The following is a 23,739-nucleotide window of genomic DNA, read 5'->3' on the forward strand; positions in this document are numbered from 1 at the left end:
GGGGTCACTCCGGGAAATGGCTGACGACGACGAAGCCGATCGTGCCGGCCAGGATCACGGCGAAGGAATAGCCGAAGAGGGTCAGCGAGAAGGGTTGCATCAGCATGACCACGCCGGCCGCGATGGCCGCGGTCGCCGCGTTCTCCCAGGGCCCGCGGCGGAAGAAGCGGGCCGGGCCCTTGGCCGTTTCCTGGTGATCGCTCATTTGCGCACCGCCCCGAAGGTGATGCCGCGCAGCAGCTGGTTGCGCAGCACTACGGTGAAGACGACGATCGGCAGCAGGAACAGGGTCGTGCCCGCGGCCACCGCCGGCCAGTCCAGGCCGCCCTCGCCGATGATCAGCGGGATGTAGGGCGGCGCGGTCTGGGCCTCGCCGCTGGTCAGCAGCAGGACGAAGGCGTACTCGTTCCAGGCGAAGATCAGGCAGAAGATCGCGGTCGCCGCGATGCCGGTGCGCGCCTGCGGCAGCACCACCTTCCAGAAGGCCTGCAGGCGGGAATAGCCGTCGACCACCGCGGCCTCCTCGTACTCCCGCGGGATCTCGTCGATGAAGCCCTTCAGCAGCCAGACCGCGAGCGAGATGTTGACCGCGGTGTAGAGCAGGATCATGCCCAGCGCGGTGTCCGAGAGCCCCAGGGTCCGGTACATCAGGTAGATCGGAATCGCCACCGCGATCGGCGGCATCATCCGGGTCGAGAGGATGAAGAACAGCAGGTCGTCCTTCAGCGGCACCTTGAAGCGCGAGAAGCCGTAGGCCGCGAGGGTCCCGAGGAAGACCGCCAGGAAGGTCGAGCCGAAGCCGATGACGATGGAGTTGATATAGCGGTCGGCGAACTTCGACGGCCCGGCGATGACCATGTTCCGCTTGCGCACGATCTCGTCGTACCAGGTCTGGGGCGGACCCAGGCTCTCGATGTACTCGGAAGTCTGCCGGGTGCGGGTGGTGAAGAGGTTGACGTAGCCTTCCATCGAGGGCTCGAAGAAGACCTTCGGCGGATAGGCGATGGAATCCGGCGGCGACTTGAATCCGGTCAGGAAGATCCAGACCAGCGGGATCATGGTGATCAGGGCGTAGGCCGCGACCAGGCCTCCGGCGAGCCACTTGCCGCCGCTGCTGGCCTCGACGACCGAATGAGCTGTGCTCTTGGCGCTCATTGCTTCACCCGATTCAGGGCTTTGACGTAGATGTTGCCCAGGCCGAAGACGGTGACGAAGAGAATGACCGCGAAGGCCGAGGAGTAGCCGGTGCGCCACTTCTCGAAGGCCTCGCGCTTCAGGTTGATCGAGGCCAGCTCCGTGGTCGATCCTGGCCCTCCGGAGGTCAGCTCAACCACCATGTCGAACATCTTGAAGTTCTCGATGCCGCGGAACAGCACCGCCAGCATGAGGAAGGGCAGGACCCGGGGCAGGGTGATGTGCCAGAACTTCTGCAGGGCGTTGGCGCGGTCGATCTCGGCGGCCTCGTAGAGGTACTCGGGGATCGAGCGCAGCCCGGCCAGGCAGAGCAGCATGATGTAGGGCGTCCACATCCAGGTGTCGACGATGATGATCGACCAGGGCGCCAGGCCGACCGAGCCGATCATGTCGATGGGGCCGAAGTCGCCGAAGAGGTTCAGGATGTAGCTGAAGATTCCGGTCTGGGGCTGGTAGAGGTAGGTCCAGAACACGCCCACCACCGCCGGCGAGAGCATCATCGGGATCAGGATCACCGTGGTCCAGAAGCCCGCGCCCTTGAAGTTGCGGTTGATCAGCAGGGCCAGGCCGAGGCCGAGCAGCACCTGCAGGGCCATGGTCCAGCAGACGAAGTGCGCGGTCGCCTGCAGGTAGCCCCAGATGTCCTCGCTCTCCAGCAGGCGCTCGTAGTTCCGGGTGCCGACCCACTTGATCGGCCGTCCCGGACGGTTGGCCCGGTAGTTGGTGAAGGAGAGGTAGACCGTCCAGATCAGCGGAAAGATGTTGATCGCCAGCAGCAGGACGATGGTCGGCGAGATGAAGAGCCAGGCGATGGCCCGGTCGGAGAGCCCGCGGAAGCGGCTCGCCAGGGGCTGCGGCGTGCCGCGCGCCACCTGTCCCGCAATACCGTTGATCGGACTGTCCGTCATCTGGCCGCTCGCCTAGTGGGGCTATCGCCCGGAGATTGACCCCTCACCCTGCTCCGGCTAAGGCTCGTCTGATCGCCTCGCCAAGCCTCTACATCCCTCTCCCCGGGGGAGAGGGAGGGGCCCGCCGCGGAGCGGTGGGAGGGTGAGGGGCCCCTCATCTGTGCCAGCGCTAAAGCTTGCCGTCGTCCTCGAAGGTCACGGTCCAGTCCTCGATCAGCTTGTCGAGGGCTTCCTGGGCCGTGCCCTTGTCGGCCACGACGTAGTCGTGCACCCGCTTCTGCATCGACTGCATGAGCTCGGCGTAGGTCGGTTCCTGCCAGAAGTCCTGGACGCCGGACATGGCCTTGAGGAAGTCGGCCGCGAAGGGCGCCGTCTTGGCGAAGTCGGGATCTCCCAGGACCGCGGTGTGGCAGGAGTAGCCGCCCAGCGACCACCACTTCTTCTGGACGTCGGGCTTGGCGAACCACTTGATGTACTGCAGCGCAAGGTCCTTCTTGTCCGAGTAGGACACGACCGAGATGCCCTGGCCGCCGAGGGTCGAGGCCTCGATCTTCTGGCCCGGGTTGACGAAGAAGCCGGTCTTCTCGCCGCCCACGGCCTCGTCCTTGGCCAGGCCCGGGAAGAAGGCGAACCAGTTCATCATCATGGCCACCTGGCCCGACTTATAGGCGTCCAGGTTGGCGACCATGTAGGAGTCGGAATAGCCTGGCGGCGTGCAGCACTCGTACATGGTCTTGTAGAACTCGAGGCCCTCCACCGCGTCGGCCGAGTTGACGAAGCCCTTCATGTCGTAGGGCTTGTCCGGGTTCTGGTACTTGAAGCCCCAAGAATACAGCGCCGAGGTCACACCCATTGTGATGCCCTCGGAGCCGCGCTCGGTGAAGATGGCGGCGCCATAGACCTTCTTGCCGTCGATCTCGCGTTCTTGGAAGAACTCGGCAACCTCTTTCAGCTCGGTCCAGGTCTTGGGCGGCGCGAGGTCGCGGCCGTGCTTGGCCTTGAACTCGGACTGAAGCTCTGGCCTGGCGAACCAGTCCTTTCGGTAGACCCAGCCCAGCGCGTCGCCCATGGCGGGCAGGGCCCAGTACTCCGGGGCGCCCTTGGGCCAGGTCGAATAGGCGTAGACCGTGGCCGGCAGGAAGTCATCCATCGAGATGCCTTCCTTCTCGAAGAAGTCGTTCAGCTTGACGTAGTGGCCGTAGGTCGCGGAGCCGCCGATCCACTGGCTGTCGCCGATCAGCAGGTCGCAGAGCTTGCCGCCGGAGTTCAGCTCGTTCAGGAACCGGTCGGCGAAGTTGGTCCAGGGCACGAACTCGAACTTCATCGAGATCCCGGTCTCGGCCGTGAAGTCCTTGGACAGCTCGACCAGCGCGTTCGCCGGGTCCCAGGCCGCCCAGCAGAGGGTGATCTCCTTGTCTTGAGCGTTGGCACCGGTCGCGGCCGCAGCCGTGAGTCCCACGGCGGCCAGACACGCCTTCCATGTCCGCATGGCTTCCTCCCTAAAGAACGGCCGTCCTTCTTGCTTGTCCTCGGCATCCGCTCGGGCGGGCGCTCGCAACCGGCGAAAGCGAACGGCCTTCGGCTTGGGTTCGCCGGTTTAGTTCAACTAAACCTATTTACTAAACTCCTGTCAAGCGGCGACTGGACGGCGGCGACGGATTATGAACGTTTACAGGGCCAAGCGGGACATTTAGCATCCTGAAAGGGATCATCCGCGCAGCAATATTGCTGCATTGCACCAATCATTGCTGCGCCGCAAAACCGGCAAGCGGACCAAAAGTTTAGTTCGTCTCAAGCCTCGGCCGGACCAGGGCACAGGAGAGCAAGCCATGGCAGACCTGCAGTTCACCAACGTGCGCGTCATCGACGGCAGCGGCGCGGAGCCTTTCGACGGCAGCGTCCTGCTGCGCGGCAACCGCATCGTCGAGGTCGCCAAGGCCGGCGAGCCGCTGGCCGGCGAAGGGGCGGAAGTCATCGACGGCGGCGGGGCGACCCTGATGCCCGGCCTGATCGAGCCGCATGCCCACATCAGCTTCTGCGACACGGCCGACCTCGAAAGCCTGGGTGACATCCCGCCGGAAGAGCACACGCTGCTGACGATGAAGTACGCCAGGAAGATGCTCGACCAGGGCTTCACGGCGATCTTCTCGGCGGCCGCCGCCAAGCCGCGGCTCGACGTCGTGATCCGCAACGCGATCGAGGCCGGCGACATCCCGGGGCCGCGCATGCGCGCCGCCAGCCCCGAGCTGACCCCGACCAGCGGCCTGGGCGACGTGCGCCGCTGGCACATGCACCGCGAGACCTTCGCCCTGACCTGCGACGGCGCCGACGAGTTCCGCCGGGTCGCCCGCGAGATGGTCCGGGAGGGCGTGGACACCTTGAAGATGAATCCCTCGGGCGACGAGTTCATCCCCTTCGCCCGTGCCCATGAGACCATCATGAACGAGGCCGAGATCGCCGCCGTCTGCGAGGTCGGCAAGAGCCGCGGCAAGAACATCGCCGCCCACGCCCGCTCGGCGCAAAGCGTCAAGCTTTCGGTCAAGCACGGCGCCCAGGTGCTCTATCACTGCACGCTTTCGGACGACGAGGCCTTGGACATGCTGGAGGCCAAGAAGGACGAGGTCTTCGTCGCACCGACCGCCGGCATGGCCTACGTCACCTCGATCGGCGAGGGCCGGGACTACGGGATCGATGCCGATCACCCGGTCGCCCAGTTCTTCGCGGCCGAGCTGGAGACCGGGGCGCGGAACATGAACGAGCTGAAGCGCCGCGGCGTCCGCGTGCTGCCGGGCGGCGATTACGGCTTCGCCTGGAACCCCATCGGCACCAACGCCCGCGACATGGAGCATTTCGTCAACCTGCTCGACTTCACGCCGTTGGAGGCGATCCGCGCCGCCACGCAGTACAGCGGCGAGCTCTTCGGCGAGGCCATCGGCCTGGTCAAGGAGGACTACCTCGCCGACCTGATCCTGGTCGACGGCGATCCCTCAAAGGACATCAAGATCCTGCAGGACGCCGACCGGCTGCTGGCGATCATGAAGGACGGCGCCTTCCACAAGGCCCCGGCCGAGGGGCTCGGCGCCGGCCGGGCGGCGGCGGAGTAGCGACCGCCGCCCACGCGAGGGGCGGGGCCGAAAAAGTTGCGTCCTTTCCGGCCCGGCTGCGTCTAACCGGACGAAGCCCACCGGCAAGGAGAAAGACGATGCGCCTTCAACTGGCCCTCAACGTGCGCGATATCGACGAGGCCGTGGCCTACTATGGCCGACTCTTCGGCGTGAAGCCGCACAAGCGGCGGCCGGGCTATGCCAATTTCGCGATCGCGATGCCGCCGCTGAAGCTCGTACTCTTCGAGAACCCCGAGGCCGCCGAGCGCCTGCACCATCTGGGCGTCGAGGTCCTCGGCCAGGGCACCCTGGCCGAGACCCAACGGCGTCTCGAGACTGTCGGCTTGCTCGACGACGTTCAGCTGGAGGAGACCTGCTGCCACGCGACCCAGGACAAGCTCTGGTCCCAGGAACCCCAGGGCCTGCGCTGGGAGTGGTATCGGATCACCGACGATGCGCCCGCCGAGGCCCAGGAGACTCCGGCGCCGGGCTGCTGCACCGGGGACAGCGCGGCGCGGCCGGTGGCCGCGACCTGAAGGGCAGGTGAGGCATGGCGGAGCAGAGCAGTGCGGATCAGGTCTCCTGGGTGGCCTTCCAGGCCCGTCTGCGCGCCTATCTGCGCCGGCGGGTCGATCCGGCCGCGGTCGACGACCTGGTCGGCGACATCCTGCTCCGCCTGGTCCGGCACCGCGAGGCCCTCGAGGCGGCGCGCGATCCGGTGGCCTGGATGCTCCGCCTTGCGGCCAATGCCGTGACGGACCATCACCGCCGGCGCGACGTCGAGAAGCGTGCCTTGTCGCGTGCCCGGATCGAGTTCGTGACGGAAGCCGCGGCGGAGGCGGCCGACGAGGGCGCCACCGAGGAGATCGGCCACTGCCTGCGGCCGCTCGTCGAGGCCCTGCCGGCCCGCTACCGGGAGGCCCTGCTGCTGACCGAGATCGAGGGCCTGACCCGGGCCGAGGCCGCGCTGCGCCTCGGCCTCTCGCCTTCGGGCATGAAGTCCCGGGTTCAGCGCGGCCGCGCCAAGCTGAAACAGGCGCTGCTGCGCTGCTGCGAGATCCGGACGGATCGGCGCGGCGGCGTCCTGGACTACCGGCGGCGGCGCGCGGACGTCGGACTGACGGGTTGCCGTCCTTGCTGAAATTCTCGCGCCCCGCGCAGTTGCGAGACAGGCAATCGGTTGCCTCGGCGGCCGGTCTTCGATCACCAAAACTTGATCGGCGTAAAAATAATTAAGTATAAGCCCGGCCAAGATTTCCCAATCTGCCAAGTATTTCTGGGGCTTCCAGGAAAAACCTAGGCCTTTACTGTTGCTTAAGGAACCGGGCGCACCGTCTTCGCGCTGGCCTCCGGAACCCGGAGGGCCCCTGCCTGCCGGTGCTCCCGGCGGGCCGTGGCCCGCCCGAAGCGGCGGGATTCGAGAGCCTTCGGACCGGGACCAAGGAGCGTCGGCGGAGCCGGGCCTGTAGCAGGGCCCGGCCCCGATTGGTGACAGCAAAACGGGGGATCGGTGAGATGTTCTCGGAGTTCTTCCTCACGGAACAGCATGCCCAGTTCTACGACGTGGAGCAGAACTACACCTTGTGGTTGGTGCTGGTGTCCTATGCGATCGCGGCCTTCGCCGCCTTCGTGTCCTTCTACGTGGTCGAGCGCGTCGTCGCCGCTCCCTCGGCCGGCGTCCGTATGCGCTGGCTGATGACCGGCGGGGCGGCCATGGGGGCCGGGATCTGGTCCATGCACTTCTCCGGCATGATGGCCTTGAGGATGCCGGCCTGGTTGTGCGGCAACGCCAATGGCGACATCCACTACGATCCTTTCCTGACGATTTTCTCGGCCGTTTTCGCCATGCTGGCCAGCGGCTTTGCCTTCTACTTCGTCAGCAAGCGCTCCAAGAACATCGGCCTCCTGCTGGTTGCCGGTACGATCCTCGGCGCCGGCATCGGCCTGATGCACTACACCGGCATGGCGGCAATGCGGATGTACGCGATCATCCGCTACGATCCCCTCTGGTTCGCGGTTTCGATCCTGGCCGCCGTGATCCTGGCCAGCTATGCGCTCTGGCAGATGTCCTACACCCTGGAGGCCCGGCGCCAGGAACGCAGCAACAACCGCGGTGTGGCGGCCATGATCATGGGCCTGGCGATCACCTTGATGCACTACGCGGGCATGGCGGCGACCCATTTCCTGGCGGTTTCCGGCGAGCCGGCCAAGGCGCCGCTGGATGGCATCGCGCTCGACGGCACGCTGGTCGGCGTGGCGATCACCGGCGTCGCGGTGCTGATCCTGGGCATGGCGCTCTTCGCCGCCAACAAGGAGGCCCAGCGGCAGGGGCATCCGATTCCGGCGGTGCAAGGGAGCTGACCCCCGTCCGCGACGACCTTTGGACCCAAGTTCTTCGGGCGGCGGCCTAAGGGTCGCCGCCCGTCGCGTTGCCGCTGGCTTGAGGCCGGGCGGACCCGCGCGAGCCCCGCCGTCACCGGCGCCTGTGAGGGCCGCTCACCCGTCGCGTCGTCCCGATCCTGCGGAGCGAAGATCCCGCGAAGGGCCCATCATGGCTATTCGGCGGGCGAGGGCGCTTCGCCCTCCGCGGGCTTCGGTCGCCGGAACTCGCTCAGGCGCTGCATCACCAGGTAGAAGACCGGCGTGAACAGCAGGGACATGATGGTCGCCGCCGCCATGCCGCCGACGACCGCGGTGCCGACGGCCTGGCGGCTGGCCGCACCGGCGCCGGCGGCGACCACCAGCGGCATGAAGCCGGCGATGGAGGAGATCGCGGTCATCAGGATCGGCCGGAACCGCAGCCGGGCGGCCTCGGCCGCCGCCTCCAGGATGCCCTTGCCGGCCTCGCGCTCGGCCTTGGCGAACTCCACGATCAGGATCGCGTTCTTGCTGGCCAGGCCGATCAGCAGGACGATGCCGACCTGGGTGTAGACGTTGTTGTCGAACTCGCGGGCGATCAGCGCCGCGACCGTGCCGAGCACCGCCAGGGGCACGACCAGGATCACCGCCGCGGGGCTGGTCACGCTCTCATATTGGGCGGCCAGCACGAGGAAGACGAGGAGGATCGCCAGGGCGAAAATGGCGATGGCTTCATTGCCGACTTGGCGCTCCTGGAAGGACACGCCGGTCCACTCGAAGCCCATCGAGGACGGCAGCTCCTCGCGGGCCATGTCCTCCATCAGATCCAGGGCCTGTCCGGAGCTGAAGCCGGGCGCCGCCTGTCCGGTGATCGAGGCGGCGGGGTAGAGGTTGTAGCGCAGGATCGTCTGCGGGCCGGTCACGTAGTCGACGGAGACGAGGGTCCCGACGGGCACCATCTGCCCGGCCCGATTGCGCACCTCGAGCTGCCGGATGTCCTCGGGTCTCAAGCGGAAGGGATGATCGGCCTGGATCTTGACCTGCCAGGTGCGGCCGAACCTGTTGAAGTCGTTGACATAGGCCGAGCCCAGGTAGGCCTGGAGGGTGCCGAAGACCTCGTTCAGGGAGATCCCCAGCGTTTTCGCCTTGGTCCGGTCGACTTCGGCGAAGAGTTGCGGCACGTCGGCGCGGAAGGTGGTGTTGAGGTTAGCGAGGCCCGTCTGCCCCTCGCCACGCGCGAGGAGTTCCCGCGCCGCTTTTCCCAGTTCGACCAGGCCCGCGCCGCCGCGGTCCTGGAGCTGGAACTGGAAGCCGCCGGCGACTCCGAGGCCGCTGATGGCCGGCGGCGGGAAGGCGAAGGCGATCGCTTCTTGGATGCCGGCGAGCTGGGCTTGCAGATTTGCCAAGATCGCCCGCTGGCTGAGCGAGGGGTCGCTGCGCTCGTCCCAGGACTCCATGATGATCCAGACCGTCGCGGCGTTGGCGGCATTGGTGCCGTCGATCACCGAAAAGCCGCCGAGCGAGACCCAATCCTGCACCCCGGGCGTCTTCTCGAGCATCGCGTCGACCTGATTGAGAACCTGCTGGGTCCGTCCCAAGGAGGCGCCGTCGGGCAGCTGGATGCTGGCGATGACATAGCCCTGGTCCTCTTCGGGCAGGAAGCCGGTCGGCAAGCGGCCGAACTGCCAGCCGGTCAGGCCGAGGAGCGCGAGGAACAGCAGCATCACCAGCGCCGATCGACGGAGCAGGGCCCGGGTGAGCGCGCCGTATCCGGCGCCGGCCTTTTCGAATCCCGCATCGAACCAGCGGAAGAAGATGTTCTTCTTCTCCTTCTGCGGGCGCAGCAGAAGCGCGGCAAGTGCTGGGCTCATGGTCAGGGCGTTGATCGTGCTGAACACCGTCGCCACGGCGATGGTCAGCGCGAACTGCCGGTACATCTCGCCGGTGATTCCGGGCAGGAAGGCGGCCGGCACGAAGACCGCCAGGAGCACCAGGGTCGTCGCGACGACCGCGCCGGAGACCTTGGACATGGCCTTGATCGCGGCCTCGCGGGAATTCATCCCCTTGGCCATCTGAACGTAGGTCGCCTCGACGATGACGATGGCGTCGTCGACGACCACGCCGATGGCCAGGACCAGGCCGAAGAGCGTCAGCATGTTGAGGGAGAATCCCATGGCCCCCATGACGGCGAAGGTGCCGATCAGTGAGACCGGGATCGAGACGGCCGGGATCAGGGTCGCGCGCCAGTCCTGGAGGAAAATGAACAGGACCAGGAACACCAGCCCGGCCGCCTGGAACAGCGTCGAATAGACCTCGTCGATCGAAGCCTCGACGAAGAGCGTGGTGTCGTAGGGAATCCGGTATTCCATCCCCTCGGGGAAGCGGTCGGAGAGCTCCTTCATCGTTTCGCGAACGGCGACCGCCATATCGAGCGCGTTGGCGCCGGGCAGCTGATAGATGACGACGCTGGCCGAGGGTGCACCGTTCAGGCGGGAGGTCAGGTTGTAGTCCTTGCCGCCGAGCTCGACCCTGGCAACGTCTTTCAGGCGGACGATGCGGCCGTCCTCCGAGGACTTGACGATGATCTCTTCGAACTGCCCGATCTCGCTCAGGCGGCCCAGGACGTTGATCGACAGCTGAAAGTTCTGTGATTCCGGGGCCGGCGGCTGACCGATCTGGCCCGCGGCGACCTGGACATTCTGCTCGCGGACTGCGTCGAACACGTCCTTGGTGGTGATGCCCCTTGATCTGAGCTGCTGCGGATCGAGCCAGATCCGCATGCTGTAGTCACTCGCCGGGAAGACCGTGACCTCGCCCACGCCGTCGATCCGGCTCAAGGTGTCGCGCAGCTGAAGCGTTGCATAGTTGCTGAGAAAGAGGTCGTCGTAGCGGCCATCGGGCGACACCAGCGAGATGAACTGGACGATGTTGGTCGACTTCTTCTTGGTGTTGATTCCCTCGCGCTTGACCTCCTCCGGGAGCTTGGGCTCCGCCAGCGTGACGCGGTTCTGGGTGAGGATCTGCGCCAGGTCGAGGTCGCTGCCGACCTCGAAGGTCACGGTCAGGGTATAGGTGCCGTCGCTGGCGCTGGTCGAGGACATGTAGATCATGCCTTCGACGCCGTTCACCTCTTGCTCGATCGGCGCGGCGACCGTCTCGGCGATGACGCTGGCGCTGGCGCCGGGGTAGACGGCCCTGACCTCGACCGTGGGCGGCGTGATGTCCGGATACTGCGAGATCGGCAGGGTGCCCAGGGTCACCCAGCCGGCGATCACGATGACGGTCGAGATCACGCTCGCGAAGATCGGCCGCTCGATGAAAAACCTGGAGAACATGCCCCGACGCCCGTCAGATCATTCCTTGGCCGGTTCCGTGGCGGCCGCGTCCGAACTCGTCTTGGCGGCGGCGGCGGCTCCATTCTCTTCCCTCCGGCCGGCGGGTTCGGCTTCCGCTTGGGTTCCCTGGTCGGTGCTTTCGAGACCGGCACTGACGTCATCCGACTTCGCACGCTGCGATTCCCTGTCATCCGGTTTCGCGTCGCTCTCGGCACCCAGCCGCTCTTTGATCGCCGAGGCCTTGAGGGTCGCCATGTCGATCTCCCTAGCCTTGACCGCCGCGCCTTCACGCGCCCGTTGAAGCCCCTTGACCACGACCATGTCGCTGGCTTCGATGCCATCGGTGATGACGCGCAAGCCGTCGACGATCGGCCCCAGGGTGACGTTGCGCTTCTCGACAATGTTCTCCGAGTTCACCAGCAGGACGTACTGTCCGCTCTGGTCGAAGCCGACGGCCCGCTCCGTGACCAGCGGCATATCCGGACGCGTTTCGAAAGGGAGACGAACTCGGACGAAGAGACCTGGCACGAAAACCGGTTGCTCTCCCGGATTCTGGACGATGCCGCGCACGCGGATCGTTCCGGTGTCTGGATCGACCTGGGACTCGGCGAAATCGGTGAGCGCAGGGTGCGGATAGCCGTCCTCGTTCGCCAAACCGATTTCAAGCGGTACGGGCTGTCGCTTGCCGGCCCGACCTTCGTCGACAGCTTCGGCCGCTTGGCTTTGGCCCCGCGCTTCGGCGCGGCTCTTGTTCATGTAGCGCAAGAGGTCGCGTTCGTTTACCTCGAAGTAGACGTACATCGGGTCGAAGGTAGTGATGTCCGTCAGGATGGTCGCTTCGCCCTGGCCGACCAGGTTTCCGACATCGACCAGGTCCCGCCCGACGCGGCCGGTGATCGGCGCCCGCACCTGAGTATAGCCGAGGTTGATCCGGGCCTGGGTGAGGTTGGCCTGGCGGACCAGGATTTCGGCCTTCGCCGAGAGGAAGTTGGCGCGGGCCTCGTCGACCTTGGCCTGCGAGATGTTGCCCCGCTTGATCAGCGTCTCGGCCCGCTCCAGGGTCTTGGAGGTCTCGGTCCGACGCGCCTCGGCCCGCGCCAGCTCGGCCTCGGCGGCCTTGACCTCGGCCTCGTACTCTACCGGATCGATGGTGAACAGCAGGTCGCCCTCGGTGACCGGCGTTCCGGGCTCGAAATGCAGGTTCTGCAGCACGCCCGGGACCCGGGCCGGGACCTCGACCCGGGCGTAGGCGACCGTCGTGCCGGTGAACTCGAGATACTCCGTGACGTCTTTCACCAGGGGCCGCGCGACCGTGACCTCGGGCGCGGGCGGAGCGACGTAGGTGTTCTGATCCTCGCAGGCGAGCAGGAGCGCGGACAGGCCAAGCCCAGCCAGCAGCAACAGCGCTCGCCCGCAATTCCTCCCTGGCATCCGCGCCTCCCATCTCAGGGCGTGAAGCTCTTCGAGTGTCGTCTCCGAGACACTACTTCGGGACGCGACCCGGTTCCACGGATTCCTGGGCGCTCGTGACAAACGCGCGGGGCCGGCTCAAAATGAAGCGTTCGGAGGGCCGACGGTCTCCGCGCCGGCCCTCCGGGCTGCCTGGCTTCCGATGGCGCCTGTTTCCGGCGTTTGCCTAGTTCGGCGTGGCTTCGCGGATCACGATCAAGGCGCGGCGGTTCATCGCCTCCGGCCGGCGCTCCGGGTTGGCGACGGCCGGGGCCTGGTCGCCCCTCGGGATGATGGCGTCCGGCTTCACGCCGTTGGCCTCCAGTTCCTTGGCCACGACGTTCGCTCGCCGGCCCGACAGATCGACGTTGTAGTCCGTGGCGCCGACCTGATCGGCGTTGCCAAGGACGGCGACGACCGGCCTCTCGTAGGTGCGGGTGATCGCCGCGATGGCCGCGAGATGCTCCTTGGCGACGGCGCTCAGGCTGTCGCTGTCGAAATCGAAGAACACGTCGAAGACCAGCCGGTCCTCGCTCACGGCCCGACCCGTATCCGAGAGGGCCGCCTCGAGCTTGACCATCGCCGTCTCGAAGCCGTCACGGCAGGCGGCGATGTCCTTCGGCTGGAAGTTTTCCTCCTGTTCCTGCATCCAGCAGTCGAAGCGGACCTGAGCCTCTGCGGAGGTGACGGGCAGCTTCTGGACCGAGCCCCGATAGACCGCCGTGATGTACTGGCCGCGTGCGGCGGCCATCTCGTTCAGCTTGTCCGCCGGCAGGTCGCGCGCTTCGATCAGCTGGGGCTCGAACTTCTGGTTGGCCCCGGCCATCATGGCGCGCTCCGCGAAGTAGTCGGAGTCCCGATAGTCGCCCTCCGAATACTCGAGTCTGGATTGGCCGAGATAGCCCTGGTAGAGCGCGTCGCCGTGCTCGTCGGTCGCCGGCTCGATCTTCTCGGCTTTTTGCAGCTCCAGTCCGCAGGCGGCGACGCCGATGGCGCAGCCGAAGGCGCAGAGCAAAATAAGGGGTGTTCTGCGATTCATGAAGTTCCTCCCGCCGAATTCCTGAGATGCCTCCGCACGTTGGACCCGACCTTCAGTCGCTGGAGACCAAGCATGCAACAGAACTATGTCGCATAATCTACAGATTTGCCACGACCGGGTTGTCGGAGACTTGAACTTTTTCAACTCTCCTCAACCGCGGGAGCACGACGGGCGCAGAAAGGCGGCGGAGCGGCGCCGCCCGGGTCCTAGAAGGGCGTTTCCGACATCTCCAGATGCAGGGCGTCGCCCTTGTATGGGTGCTTCGCGGCGACCACCTCGTCCAGTTCGACGCCCAGTCCAGGCGCCTCGGACGGGATGACGTAGCCGTCCTCCCAGCGGATTGGTGTCTTTAGGATCTCGGCGTGGAAGCCGCCCCAGGTCTGGATGCTTTCCAGGATCAGGAAGTTGGGGCTGCAGGCGCTGATCTGGATGTTGGCGGCGCCGACCACCGGGCCGCAGTAGAGGTGCGGGGCGATCTGGGCGTAGTGGGTCTCAGCCATCCCGGCGATCTTCTTGGCCTCGAGCAGGCCGCCGACCCGGCCCAGGTTCATCTGCAGGATCGAGGCGGCGCCGCAGTTCAGAACCCGGGCGAACTCGTACTTGGTGGCCAGGCGCTCGCCGGTGGCGATGGGGATCGAGGTGCCGCGGGCGACCTTGGCCATCCCCTCCGGCATCTCCGGCGGGGTCGGCTCCTCGAACCACAGCGGATCGTAGGGCTCCAGCCGGCGCGCCAAGCGCAGAGCGCCGCTGGCCGTGAACTGACCATGGGTGCCGAACAGGAGATCGGCCTTGGTGCCGACCGCCTCGCGCAGCTTCCTGACGAAGCGCTCCGAGCGCTCCAGGGCCTCCAGATCCGGCTGGCGGCCGTCGTAGACCGTGTAGGGGCCGGCCGGATCGAACTTGACTGCGGTGAAGCCCCGGGCGACGCAGACCGCGGCCCGCTCGGCGGCGAGATCGGGGTCGCTGTAGACGCGATCGTCCTCGCCCGCTTCCGGATAGAGGTAGGTGTAGCTGCGCAGGCGCTCGTGGACCCGACCGCCGAGCAACTCGTAGACCGGCTTGTCCAGGGCCTTGCCGACGATGTCCCAGCAGGCCATCTCGATCCCGCTCAGGACCCCGACAAGAGAGAGGTCCGGCCTGAGGCTGTAGCCGCGGCCGTAGACCGCGCGCCACAGCTTCTCGATCTTGAAGGGATCGGCGCCGACGACATGGCGTTGGCAAACGTCCTCGATCATGCGTGCCAGGGTCTGCGGACCGAAGGTCGCCGCGTAGACCTCGCCGATGCCTTCGATCCCGCCGTCCGTCGTCAGCTTGACGAAGACGAAGTAGCGGCCGCCGAAGTGCGGCGGCGGGTTGCCGACGACGAAGGTCTTGAACTCGGTGATCTTCATGGTGCTGGCTCCCGTCGCTGGTCCGGCATCGGCCTGGGCGGGCGCAGCATAGGCAGCTTCCTCGACGCCGGATAGGGTCACGGCGTCGTGACTGTCGCAAAGGCGCCGCTGGGCGGCCTCCGCGGGCTTGCCAGGACCGTCGGCGGGCACGATCCTGCAGCCATGACGACGGAGCTCGACGACCTCCTGCAGCGGATCGCAGGCGCGACCGGTGCCGACAGCGAGCTGGACCGGGAGATAGCCGACCGGCTGGAGCGTGCGGACCGACCGAACCCGGTCCCGGACTATACGGCCTCGGTCGACAGCTGCCTGGGCCTGATCGGGCGGATCCTGCCCGGATGGCACTGGCACATCGGTTTCGGCCCCCGGGGGATCTTCCCGTACGCGACCCTGCAGGACGGCGAGGATCTCTTCGAGGCCATGGCCCCAACGGTGCCCTTGGCGCTGCTGCACGCAGTGGGGCAGGCCAGGCGGGCAATCGGGCGACGCGCCAAGGGGCGGCCAAAGCCCTCCGCAGGGTGAGGCTGTCGCCGATCTCAGGCGGACTGCGCGGCAATCTCGGCGATCAGCTGCCCGCTGTCCCGCTGGCGGCAATAGCCCTTGATCGTGCGCAGGCTGTTGTCGTGGCGCTCCGGACTCATGGTCGCGCAGCCGTCGGTCACCAGGGTCACCAGGTAGCCCAGGTCGCAGGCGTCGCGGACCGCCGATTCCACGCATTGGTCTGTCAGGCAGCCGGCGATCATCAGCTGCCGGACGCCGAGGTTGCGCAGCAGGTAGTCGAGGTTGGTCGAAATGAAGACGCTGGAGGAGCTCTTGGGCAGGACGATCTCGTCCGCCTCGGGGGCGATCTCCTCCAGGACCTGGGCCTCGCGGCTGCCCCGCGGCACTTTGAAGCCGGTGATCTTGTAGTCCAGGCTACGGTCGCGGCCGTCCCGGGTCAGGCTCTCGATCACGGTGAAGATCACCTCGATGCCCCGCGCCCGGCAGGCCTCCTGCAGGCGCCGGATCGCCGGCAGGGTCACCTCGGAGAGCTGCCGGAAGAAGTAGCCGCAATCCCGCTCGACCTCGTCCGGGCCGCGACCGGCGAAGTGTCCGCCCTCGGGCCGGCAGAAGTAGGTCTGGACGTCGATCACCAGCAGCGCCGTCGCGCCCGGCGTGATCGGCACCTCGCGGCTGAGTTCTGGGCTTTCCATCGCCTCGCTCCGCCTGCTTTTCCCTGCCGAACAGGCCTATCACCCTTCTTGCCGGCAAGAAAGCGCCCCGGTGCGCGCGAGCTTGCCCCTCTATCCGCGGCCGTCCAGGAAGGCGGCGACGATCGGGTTGATCAGGTCGGGGTGCGTCAGGGGCGCCATGTGCCCGCCCTCGGCGAGTTCGCGATAGCGCCAGGCCGGGCAGGCTTCGCGCAGCAGCTCGACGATCTCGCGGATGGGCCGGACGGTCCGGCGCGCCGAGACCACCAGGGTCTCTTGCGGCAGCATCTCCGCCCAGTCGTCGAGAGCGGTCGCTTCGCCCATGACGGCATCCCATTCATGGAGGTTCGGCCTGAGCGCCTCGGCGAAAGCGGCCCTGCGGGCCTCGGGCATGGCCGTCCAGGTGCCGGCGCCGCCCCAGTAGTCCGCGAAGCTTTCCGCGGCCGCCGTCCATTCGCGGGCGGCGCCCGCCTTCTTCACCCGGGAACGGAGCGTGGCGATCTCGGCGAAGGCCTCCTGCCGCCCATGCCGCTTCAGGAGGTAGAAGGGGTTGGGCTCCAAGAGGACGAGCCGCGCCACGCGGTCGCCGAGCTTTGCGGCGGCCCGCATGGCGACCGAGGCCCCGAAGGAATGCCCGACCAGGCAGAGGCGGCCGTCGCGGTCGGGCAGGGCAGCTTCGACCAGGGTAGCCTGGTCCTCGAGCGTCTGCTTGTTCGGGCCGGACCAGGCCGGCGTGCTGCCGTAGCCGAAGAGGTTCACGGCGACGAGGCGGAAGCGATCTTCCAGGTCGGCCATCAGCCGGCGCCATTGCCGGGCGCCGGAGACGCTCGAATGCACCAGCACGACGAGCGGACCCTGGCCGGCCTCGACTCTGTCGACAATCGCCACACGAGCCGTCATCTCTCGTTCCACCGGGCTTTTCGCGGGCATGGCCGCGATCCTTCGGCGCGAGGCGACGAAGGTGAGGCGCTGCGCGCCGCGCCGCCTATGACATTTCCCACTCGCCCGGCAGGTTTAGGCGGCGGAGGCGGCGCGGGCCTCGCTGCCGCTCAAGTCCTCTTCGCCGGCTTCGCCCAGGTCGGCCTCCGCTTCAAGCAGAAGCTCGTAGACGCCTTCGCCCAGCACCGTCTGGGCGCCGTGGATCAGCCTGCGAGCGATGTTCTGGGCGTAGCCGTTGTCGTTGATCAGGGAGGTGCCCATGTCGCGGGTGATCTTGTTGTCGCGGATCAGGCCGTCGAGCGTGCCGTCTTCGACGATGTCTTCGGCATCGATCTCCTGGGACAGCTCATCGAGCTTCTTCAGCGACGCCGCGCGGTCCTCCACGACGTGGCTGACCGCGCGCAGGACCTCGGCGATCCGCCTGCGGATCGTGGCGTACTGGATCCGGATTTCCGCGTTCTCGGATCTGGCGTAGCGCGCTACGTTCTTCTCCAGGTGCTTCACGTCCTTGACCGCCTGCACGATGTCGCGCGCGACCATTTTCGCGGCGTTCAGCGCCTCGACCTGTTCGGGCAGCATCTGCGCTTCCGCCTTGCTGGAGAACTCGACGATGGCGCCGTGGAGGCCCTTGATGCGCCGTTGGTAAAGGTCGTTGAAATCGATCTCCGCTCTGGGTCGGTCCTGACGCAAAAGCTCTCCTAGATCCCGGTCGGCGTGCAGCTCGTCGTAGGACACGCCGAGGCCCTTGGCAATAAAATCGGCGGCGTTGTCGAAGAGGTGCCCGACCTCGGCGAAGACCGACTTCAGGGCGGTATCGGGGAAGTCGAGCACGGCCTCGTTCAGGTAGCGCGGCTGGGCGACGTCCAGCACCTGCTCAGGGATCAGCCGTTCCAGGTGGCGGACCAGCAGCGGGATCAAGGGCAGCATCAGCGCGACGCCGGCGACGTTGAACAAGGTGTGGAAGACGGCGAACTTCAATGTGAAGTTATCGGCGGCGATTCCGATCGCCCCGCTGATGGCGTCGACGGCCACGGCGACGTAGCTGAGCAGGACTACGGCCAGCACGCCGGTCGTCAGGTTGAAGATGAGATGGGCGCCGGCCAGCCGCTTGCCGGCCGCGTTCGCCCCGAGCGCGCCGAGCAGGGCGGTTACCGTCGAGCCGACGTTGGAGCCGATCGCGATCGCCAGGCTGTTCTCGTAGGTGATCTGGCCGGCGGCCAGGGCGGCGATCGCCAGGATCAAGGTGGCGTGGCTCGACTGCATCACCACCGTCGCGGCGATCCCCACGGCGGTGTAGATCAGGACGCCGGTGAAGCCGGGCACGGCGAACTGCGTCAGGTCGAGGCTCTCCTGGAAGGTCTCGAAGCCGACCTTCATGAAATGGATGCCGAGAAAGAGGAAGCCGATGCCGGCGAGGATGAAGCCGGCGCCCTTCAGGACCTTGGCGCTTTGGAAGTTGAGCACCACGCCGAACACGATCAGGGGCATGGCATAGGCCGAGATGTTGATGTTCAGCCCGATGCCGGCGACCAGCCAGGCCCCCGTCGTGGTGCCGATGTTAGAGCCGAAGATGATGCCGATACCGGCGGCGAGGCCGATCAGCCCGGCGCTGAGGAAGGAGATCGTGATCACCGAGACCAGCGAGCTCGATTGCATCAGGGTCGTGGTGACGAAGCCGAATGACAGGCTCTTCCACGTCCGGTCGGTCGAGACCCGCAGCACCTTCTCGAGAACGCCGCCGGTGAAGGCCTTGAAGCCTTCCTGCATCGCCATCATGCCGAAGATGAAGATCGCCACTCCGGCCGCGATCTCCTTGAACTGCGGGCTGACCCACAACCCCCAGGCCAGGACCAGAAGCGCCGCGAGCAGCAGAGCCTTCTTCGCCATCCCTAGCCTCCCTCTCACCGTTCCTCCCTGCGCCCGACACGCGGCCCGCGCAGACCCAGAAGCCTATCGCTGTGCTCCGCGGTGTCGCAAGACTGTAACAAACGACGGTCTGCGGTCTGCCGGACTGCGGAATCCCGACTTACGGCCCTGGAGAGACTGGGGGGCACAGCGAACTTCACCCCTCCGTAATGCAGTCAGGGGGCGCAGCCGCTTGCAGGATTTGCGCGCGGGGGTGTAAGCTTTTCAAGCTCCTTCTTACCAGGGGAGCGAGGTCACCCAGGCGCTCGGTCGGGGCGCTGAAGGAAAGGGTGCAAAGACTCCAGGAAAGGAGGTTAGCCATGGGTCCGCCGGGCCATTGACAGCCCCGCCAAAGGCGACTTTGGCGGGGCTTTCGCTTGTCCGCAGCCCGGATCGGAGGTGCTTGACGAGCGGAGCCAGCCGATGAGTGACCAGAGTGCGATGGCGGTGGCACGCGCGGATCTCGAAGCTTGGCGCGCGGGGCTCTGGCGCAACCGCCTGGATCAGGACCCGGTCTTCCTTCGCCTGCTGCGCCGCTATCTCGGCGAAGGTTACGCCGGGCTGGTGCCCGAGCTGGAACGCCTTGCCGAGGCGAGCGGTGCGGCGCTCGATCGCCTCGTCATCGAGAGCAATCGCGACGAGAACCTGCCGGTCCTGCGTCGCCACGACGCCGACGGCCGCCCGGTTGAGGCGGTGGTCTTCCATCCCAGCTATCACGCGGCCGGCCGGGTCTTCTGGGGTAGCGGCGTGCTTTCCGTCCTCGGCGAGCCAGGATCCGAAGTCCTGTCCGGGGCCCGCGCCTACCTGCTCGACCAGCATGGCGAAGGCGGGCATGCCTGTCCGGTCGCCTGCACCGCCGGGGCGATCAAGCTGCTCCGCATCCTGGGGACGGAGGATCAGCGAGCCCGCTACTTGCCCGCCCTGCTGGAGCGGGACTACGACCGCCGGCTCCACGCCGCCCAGTTCGTCACCGAGGTCCAGGGCGGCTCGGACGTCGGCGTCAATGCCTGCCGGGCGGTCCCCGAGCCCGGGCGGCCGGGCTGGTACCGGATCAGCGGCGAGAAATGGTTCTGCTCGGTGGCCGACGCCGGGCTCTTCGTGGTCAGCGCCCGCCTCGAGGGCGCGCCGGCCGGGACCCGGGGGCTGGGCCTCTTCCTGGTGCCCCGGACGCTCGACCGCCGGGTCAACGGCTTCGCCCTGCGGCGCCTGAAGTACAAGCTGGGCACCCGGTCCATGGCGACCGGCGAGATCGAGTTCGAGGGCGCGCTGGCGGAGGCGATCGGGCCGACCGACCAGGGCTTCCGCAACCTGGTGGGCATCGTGCTCGACGCCTCGCGGGTGCACAACGCCCTGGCGGCCTGCGGGATCTCGCGGCGTGCGCTCATGGAGGCCCAGGGCTACGCGCGCAGCCGCCGCGCCTTCGGCGCGCGCATCTTCGACTTCGCGCCGGTGCAGGAGGTCCTGGCGCGCATGCGGCTGCGCAGCCTCGCCGGGCTGGCGACGACCTTCCGGCTGCTGGCCATGACCGATCGCTGCGAGCGCGGGGAAGGGGGCGAGGCCCTGGTCGCAGCGCGGCGGATCGGAGTGATGATCAACAAGTACTGGACCTCGCTGGCCGCGACTCGCAGCGTCCGCGACGGGATCGAGATCCTCGGCGGCAACGGCACCATCGAGGACTTCTCGGTGCTGCCGCGCCTCTACCGCGACGCCATCGTGATCGAGAGCTGGGAAGGCACCCACAACACGCTCTGTGCCCAGGTGCTGCGCGACTTCGCCGAACGCGGCCTGCACCACCCTTGGCTCGAAGGGCTTACGGCGGAACTTGGCTTGGTCGTGCGGCCCGAGCTCGACACGCAGGCCGGCGTCGCGCGCGGGCTTCGGGACGATGTGAAGGCGCGGATCGAGACGCTGCTGGGTGCGGAGCCCGGCGCCGCGGCCGCCGGAATCCGCGCCGTGGTCGACCGGATGTGCCGCCTGACCGACCTGGTGGCCCTGCTGTCCCAGGCGCAATGGGATCTCGAAAACGGGGAGGGCGAAGACCTCTTGCCGGTGCTCGAGCTCTATCGCCTCTTGGAGCTCGAGCGCAGCGATCCTGCGGATCGTCCCGAACTCGCCGCGCTCAATGCGGAGCTCGCATCCCGGCTTTAGCTCGGCCCGTGAAAGCCGATGATCTGGCCGGTCGAGCCTTCGCTGAAGCGTTGCATTTCCTCGAAGGCGGCGTCGAAGTCGCCGTGTTGCAGCTCGACGCGCGTCTCCGCGTCCTCCAGGCGTTCGCAGCCGATCTGTATCGCCCGATGGACTCATTCCTTGAGGAAGGCCTGGGTCGCACCCTCGGAGCGCATGACCAGCCTCCCGAACTCCAGCGCCCCGGTCGCGTGGTGACGCAGGTAGTGTTCGAGGTAGCGCTTGCGGAGCTCGGCGTCCGGCGGTCCGAAGAAGATGCACTGACTGATCCGGCCCGGCCGATCCTTGATCGCAGCTTCCATGCGGTCGATGGAGTTGGTGGTCAGCACGATGCCGATGTCCTCGAAGGGCCGCAGGCCGTCCATCTGGTCCAGCAGATCGCCCAGCACCGAGCTGTAGAGGTTGATCTCGCGTGCGGCGAAGACCAGGTCGACGTCCTCCAGGATGACCAGCGCCGGCTGGAGCATGCGGGCGAAGCTGAAGACCGCGCTGACCTTGAGCAGAGCCGTGCCGGTAACGATGATCCGGGTCGTCTCAGTCAGCTTGCTGCAAAGGTAGCGGCAGGCGAAGGTTTTACCGGTGCCGGGCGGGCCGTAGAGCAGGACGCCGCGCCGCACCGGGACCCGGTTGGCCTTCAGGATGTCGCGCCGCAGGTGCAGGTCGATGACGTTGCGGCGCAGGATCTGCCGCACGTCTTCGTCGATGACGACGTCGCGGTCCCCCAGCGGCTCGTGGGCCTTGAACAGGATCCGGAAGCGCTCGGGCTTCTCGACGTCGCCGTACTCGTCCTTGGTGCCGCTCTCGAAGGCCAGCTCCAGGACGTGGTTGCGATAGATCGAGCCCGCCAGGCTGAGGTCCAGGATCTCCTTCAGGCAGGCCTCGCCCAGATCCGGGCTCTCCGCCGCCGCCTCGAGGATCGCCGTCTCCCCGTAGGCGTTGTAGCGCAGGCGCAGGACCAGCTCGCCCCGGGAATCGCCCTCCCGCGCCCGGCAGAGCCAGAACTGGTCGACCGGGAGGTAGGCTTCCTCGTCGGGGCCGGCGGGCCAGGGGACGGTTCCAGATCTCTGGATCCGGCGGTTGACAAAGCGCGGCCTCTTGCCGTGAAGCAGGGCGTTGAGGGGCTCGTTGTGCTCCGAGCTGACCGCCCGCACCCGGTAGTGCTCTCCGGTGTAGGCCTCGATCGCGCGGAAAAGGTCGACGTAGCGGTAGGCGGGCAGGTCGCGGGTATGGACGCGGAAGGACTCCATCGACCCCCGGCCCATCTCCGAGAGGATCAGGGTGTCGATCTCTTGCGGCTGCGGCGCAAGGAGCTGCCGTAGGAAGGCTCGCATGAGGTGACGTCCGTCCCCTGGGTTTCGATCGGAGCGAAACAAGAACGTCTTGCCCTCCGATGCAAGCGGCAAGATCATCCGCAGCGCCGGATCGGGCGTAAACCCTTCCACAGTCCCGGAGAGCCCCCGCATGACCGTCACGCCGCTCTACGCCGCGCTCTGCGGCCTGCTGCTGATCCTGCTTTCGCGACGCGTGATCCAACAACGGCAGCGTTTCAAGGTCGCCCTGGGCGATGCCGGCGAGCCGCAGATCCAGCGCGCCATGCGGGTCCAAGCCAACTTCGTCGAATACGCCCCGATCGGCCTGGTGCTGCTCGCCCTGGCCGAGCTGCAGGGCCATGCCGTCTGGCTGCTCCACGGTCTCGGGCTGCTGCTGATCTGCGGCCGCCTGCTGCACGCCTTCGGGGTCGCGCGCGAGCCGGAGAACATCCGCTTCCGCGTCGCCGGCATGGCCCTGACCTTCGCGGCCATCGCGCTTGGGAGCCTCGCCAACCTGGCCGGCGTGCTGCTGCTCTGGTAGCGGCAAACTCTGCTGGGCCGCGCCGGGCCCGGTGCTATCATGCCGCCGGATTTCAAGGGAGGAGGGGTTCCATGGAGTTGAGGTTCTGCACCTGGCAGGAGGTCGAGGCCTATCTCGAGCGCAGCCGCGCGATCATCGTCCCCATCGGCTCGACCGAGCAGCACGGCCCCAACGGCCTGATCGGGACCGACGCGCTCTGCCCGGAGGCCCTCGGCCAGACCCTCGGCGAGAAGCTGGAGGCGCTGGTCGCGCCGACCATCTCGGTGGGCATGGCCCAGCATCATCTGGGCTTTCCCGGATCGATCACCCTCAGGCCCTCGACCCTGCTGGCGGTGCTGCAGGACACGGTGAACTCGCTGGTCCGCCACGGCTTCGACTCCTTCTATTTCCTCAACGGCCACGGCGGCAACATCGCCACGGTCAGCGCCGCCTTCTCGGAGATCTACGCCCAGACCAGCCTGCAGCCCGGCCCGCACAACCGGCCCTCGATCCGCTGCAAGCTGACCAACTGGTGGGACGCGCCGGGGGTCAAGGCGCTCTGCGACCAGCTCTTCGGCGATCAGGACGGCGGCCACGCCACCTGCTCCGAGATCTCACTGACCCAGTACGCCTATCCGGACAGCATCAAGACGGCGGAGATGACTCCGGGCAAGGCGCCGGTCGGACCGATCTACGACGCCGAGGACTACCGCCGCCGCTTCCCGGACGGCCGCATCGGCTCCAACCCAGCCCTGGCCAATCCCGAAGCCGGCGAGAAGATCTTCAAAACCGCCCTCGCCGGCTTGGAGAGCGACTACAAGAGATTTGTCGCGAACGGGGCAGGGGCTGCGTAGACCGGTGGTCGCGCAGGCCCTGCCGACCGCGAGATAGGCTTGGATGCGTCACTTGCCCG

Annotated in this window: 20 protein-coding genes; 8 read left to right on the forward strand and 12 right to left on the reverse strand. The window is 67.1% G+C overall.

Annotation, left to right across the window (positions count from 1 at the left end):
• Window positions 1–4: 4 nt before the first annotated feature.
• From QNJ30_00095 to QNJ30_00110, 4 genes are all read right to left on the reverse strand, one after another.
• The gene (locus QNJ30_00095; GenBank protein MDJ0941835.1) at window positions 5–205 is read right to left on the reverse strand and encodes a hypothetical protein; all 201 of its coding nucleotides are present in this window, start codon (window positions 203–205) and stop codon (window positions 5–7) included.
• A complete protein-coding gene (locus QNJ30_00100) occupies window positions 202–1,155 on the reverse strand; it encodes a carbohydrate ABC transporter permease (GenBank protein ID MDJ0941836.1) in 954 nt (317 codons plus the stop codon). Before QNJ30_00100 ends, QNJ30_00095 begins: the two co-directional genes overlap by 4 nt.
• Entirely contained in the window at window positions 1,152–2,102 is a 951-nt protein-coding gene (locus QNJ30_00105; GenBank protein MDJ0941837.1) for a sugar ABC transporter permease, read from the reverse strand. The genes QNJ30_00100 and QNJ30_00105 overlap by 4 nt, the downstream gene beginning before the upstream one ends.
• A 169-nt stretch (window positions 2,103–2,271) precedes the next feature.
• Window positions 2,272–3,591 (reverse strand): extracellular solute-binding protein, encoded by a 1,320-nt coding sequence (locus QNJ30_00110; protein ID MDJ0941838.1) that lies wholly within the window; start codon window positions 3,589–3,591, stop codon window positions 2,272–2,274.
• Window positions 3,592–3,931: 340 nt separating this feature from the next.
• On the opposite strand from QNJ30_00110, the gene QNJ30_00115 reads away from it, so the two are divergent.
• The 4 genes from QNJ30_00115 to QNJ30_00130 all read left to right on the forward strand — a co-directional run bounded on the left by QNJ30_00115 (window position 3,932) and on the right by QNJ30_00130 (window position 7,567).
• The gene (locus QNJ30_00115; GenBank protein ID MDJ0941839.1) at window positions 3,932–5,206 is read left to right on the forward strand and encodes an amidohydrolase family protein; all 1,275 of its coding nucleotides are present in this window, start codon (window positions 3,932–3,934) and stop codon (window positions 5,204–5,206) included.
• A gap of 98 nt (window positions 5,207–5,304) precedes the next feature.
• Window positions 5,305–5,742, forward strand: a complete 438-nt coding sequence (locus QNJ30_00120; GenBank protein ID MDJ0941840.1) for an ArsI/CadI family heavy metal resistance metalloenzyme — start codon at window positions 5,305–5,307, stop codon at window positions 5,740–5,742.
• Between the two features lie 14 nt (window positions 5,743–5,756).
• Window positions 5,757–6,347 carry a sigma-70 family RNA polymerase sigma factor gene (locus QNJ30_00125; GenBank protein MDJ0941841.1) on the forward strand — a complete coding sequence of 197 codons (591 nt, stop codon included), beginning with the start codon at window positions 5,757–5,759 and terminating at the stop codon, window positions 6,345–6,347.
• A 374-nt stretch (window positions 6,348–6,721) separates the two neighbouring features.
• Window positions 6,722–7,567, forward strand: a complete 846-nt coding sequence (locus QNJ30_00130) for an MHYT domain-containing protein (GenBank protein MDJ0941842.1) — start codon at window positions 6,722–6,724, stop codon at window positions 7,565–7,567.
• Between the two features lie 194 nt (window positions 7,568–7,761).
• On the opposite strand, the gene QNJ30_00135 is transcribed toward QNJ30_00130, so the two are convergent.
• From QNJ30_00135 to QNJ30_00150, 4 genes are all read right to left on the reverse strand, one after another.
• On the reverse strand, window positions 7,762–10,899 hold the full coding sequence (locus tag QNJ30_00135; GenBank protein MDJ0941843.1) for a multidrug efflux RND transporter permease subunit: 3,138 nt from the start codon (window positions 10,897–10,899) through the stop codon (window positions 7,762–7,764).
• An 18-nt stretch (window positions 10,900–10,917) separates the two neighbouring features.
• Entirely contained in the window at window positions 10,918–12,330 is a 1,413-nt protein-coding gene (locus QNJ30_00140) for an efflux RND transporter periplasmic adaptor subunit (GenBank protein MDJ0941844.1), read from the reverse strand.
• 205 nt (window positions 12,331–12,535) lie between these two features.
• Window positions 12,536–13,387: an OmpA family protein gene (locus tag QNJ30_00145; GenBank protein ID MDJ0941845.1), complete on the reverse strand. Its 852-nt coding sequence runs from the start codon at window positions 13,385–13,387 to the stop codon at window positions 12,536–12,538.
• Window positions 13,388–13,593: 206 nt separating this feature from the next.
• A complete protein-coding gene (locus tag QNJ30_00150) occupies window positions 13,594–14,778 on the reverse strand; it encodes a mandelate racemase/muconate lactonizing enzyme family protein (GenBank protein MDJ0941846.1) in 1,185 nt (394 codons plus the stop codon).
• Between the two features lie 162 nt (window positions 14,779–14,940).
• On the opposite strand from QNJ30_00150, the gene QNJ30_00155 reads away from it, so the two are divergent.
• A complete protein-coding gene (locus QNJ30_00155; GenBank protein ID MDJ0941847.1) occupies window positions 14,941–15,300 on the forward strand; it encodes a hypothetical protein in 360 nt (119 codons plus the stop codon).
• Between the two features lie 14 nt (window positions 15,301–15,314).
• Here the strand turns inward: QNJ30_00155 and QNJ30_00160 are convergent, their stop codons facing one another.
• The 3 genes from QNJ30_00160 to QNJ30_00170 form a co-directional block, all read right to left on the reverse strand.
• Window positions 15,315–15,971, reverse strand: coding sequence for an isochorismatase family cysteine hydrolase (locus tag QNJ30_00160; protein MDJ0941848.1), 657 nt, complete (start codon window positions 15,969–15,971; stop codon window positions 15,315–15,317).
• Window positions 15,972–16,061: 90 nt separating this feature from the next.
• Complete coding sequence (locus QNJ30_00165) at window positions 16,062–16,898, reverse strand: alpha/beta hydrolase (protein ID MDJ0941849.1); 837 nt, start codon at window positions 16,896–16,898, stop codon at window positions 16,062–16,064.
• A gap of 84 nt (window positions 16,899–16,982) precedes the next feature.
• The gene (locus QNJ30_00170) at window positions 16,983–18,794 is read right to left on the reverse strand and encodes a Na/Pi symporter (GenBank protein ID MDJ0941850.1); all 1,812 of its coding nucleotides are present in this window, start codon (window positions 18,792–18,794) and stop codon (window positions 16,983–16,985) included.
• A gap of 441 nt (window positions 18,795–19,235) precedes the next feature.
• On the opposite strand from QNJ30_00170, the gene QNJ30_00175 reads away from it, so the two are divergent.
• Complete coding sequence (locus QNJ30_00175) at window positions 19,236–20,960, forward strand: acyl-CoA dehydrogenase family protein (GenBank protein ID MDJ0941851.1); 1,725 nt, start codon at window positions 19,236–19,238, stop codon at window positions 20,958–20,960.
• Between the two features lie 152 nt (window positions 20,961–21,112).
• On the opposite strand, the gene QNJ30_00180 is transcribed toward QNJ30_00175, so the two are convergent.
• Complete coding sequence (locus tag QNJ30_00180) at window positions 21,113–22,327, reverse strand: ATP-binding protein (GenBank protein ID MDJ0941852.1); 1,215 nt, start codon at window positions 22,325–22,327, stop codon at window positions 21,113–21,115.
• A 130-nt stretch (window positions 22,328–22,457) separates the two neighbouring features.
• On the opposite strand from QNJ30_00180, the gene QNJ30_00185 reads away from it, so the two are divergent.
• Together QNJ30_00185 and QNJ30_00190 are read left to right on the forward strand one after the other, a co-directional pair.
• Window positions 22,458–22,847, forward strand: a complete 390-nt coding sequence (locus QNJ30_00185; protein ID MDJ0941853.1) for an MAPEG family protein — start codon at window positions 22,458–22,460, stop codon at window positions 22,845–22,847.
• 71 nt (window positions 22,848–22,918) lie between these two features.
• The gene (locus QNJ30_00190) at window positions 22,919–23,680 is read left to right on the forward strand and encodes a creatininase family protein (protein MDJ0941854.1); all 762 of its coding nucleotides are present in this window, start codon (window positions 22,919–22,921) and stop codon (window positions 23,678–23,680) included.
• Window positions 23,681–23,739: the final 59 nt, after the last annotated feature.

The sequence above is a fragment of the Kiloniellales bacterium genome (assembly GCA_030066685.1).
Taxonomy (GTDB): domain Bacteria; phylum Pseudomonadota; class Alphaproteobacteria; order Kiloniellales; family JAKSBE01; genus JAKSBE01.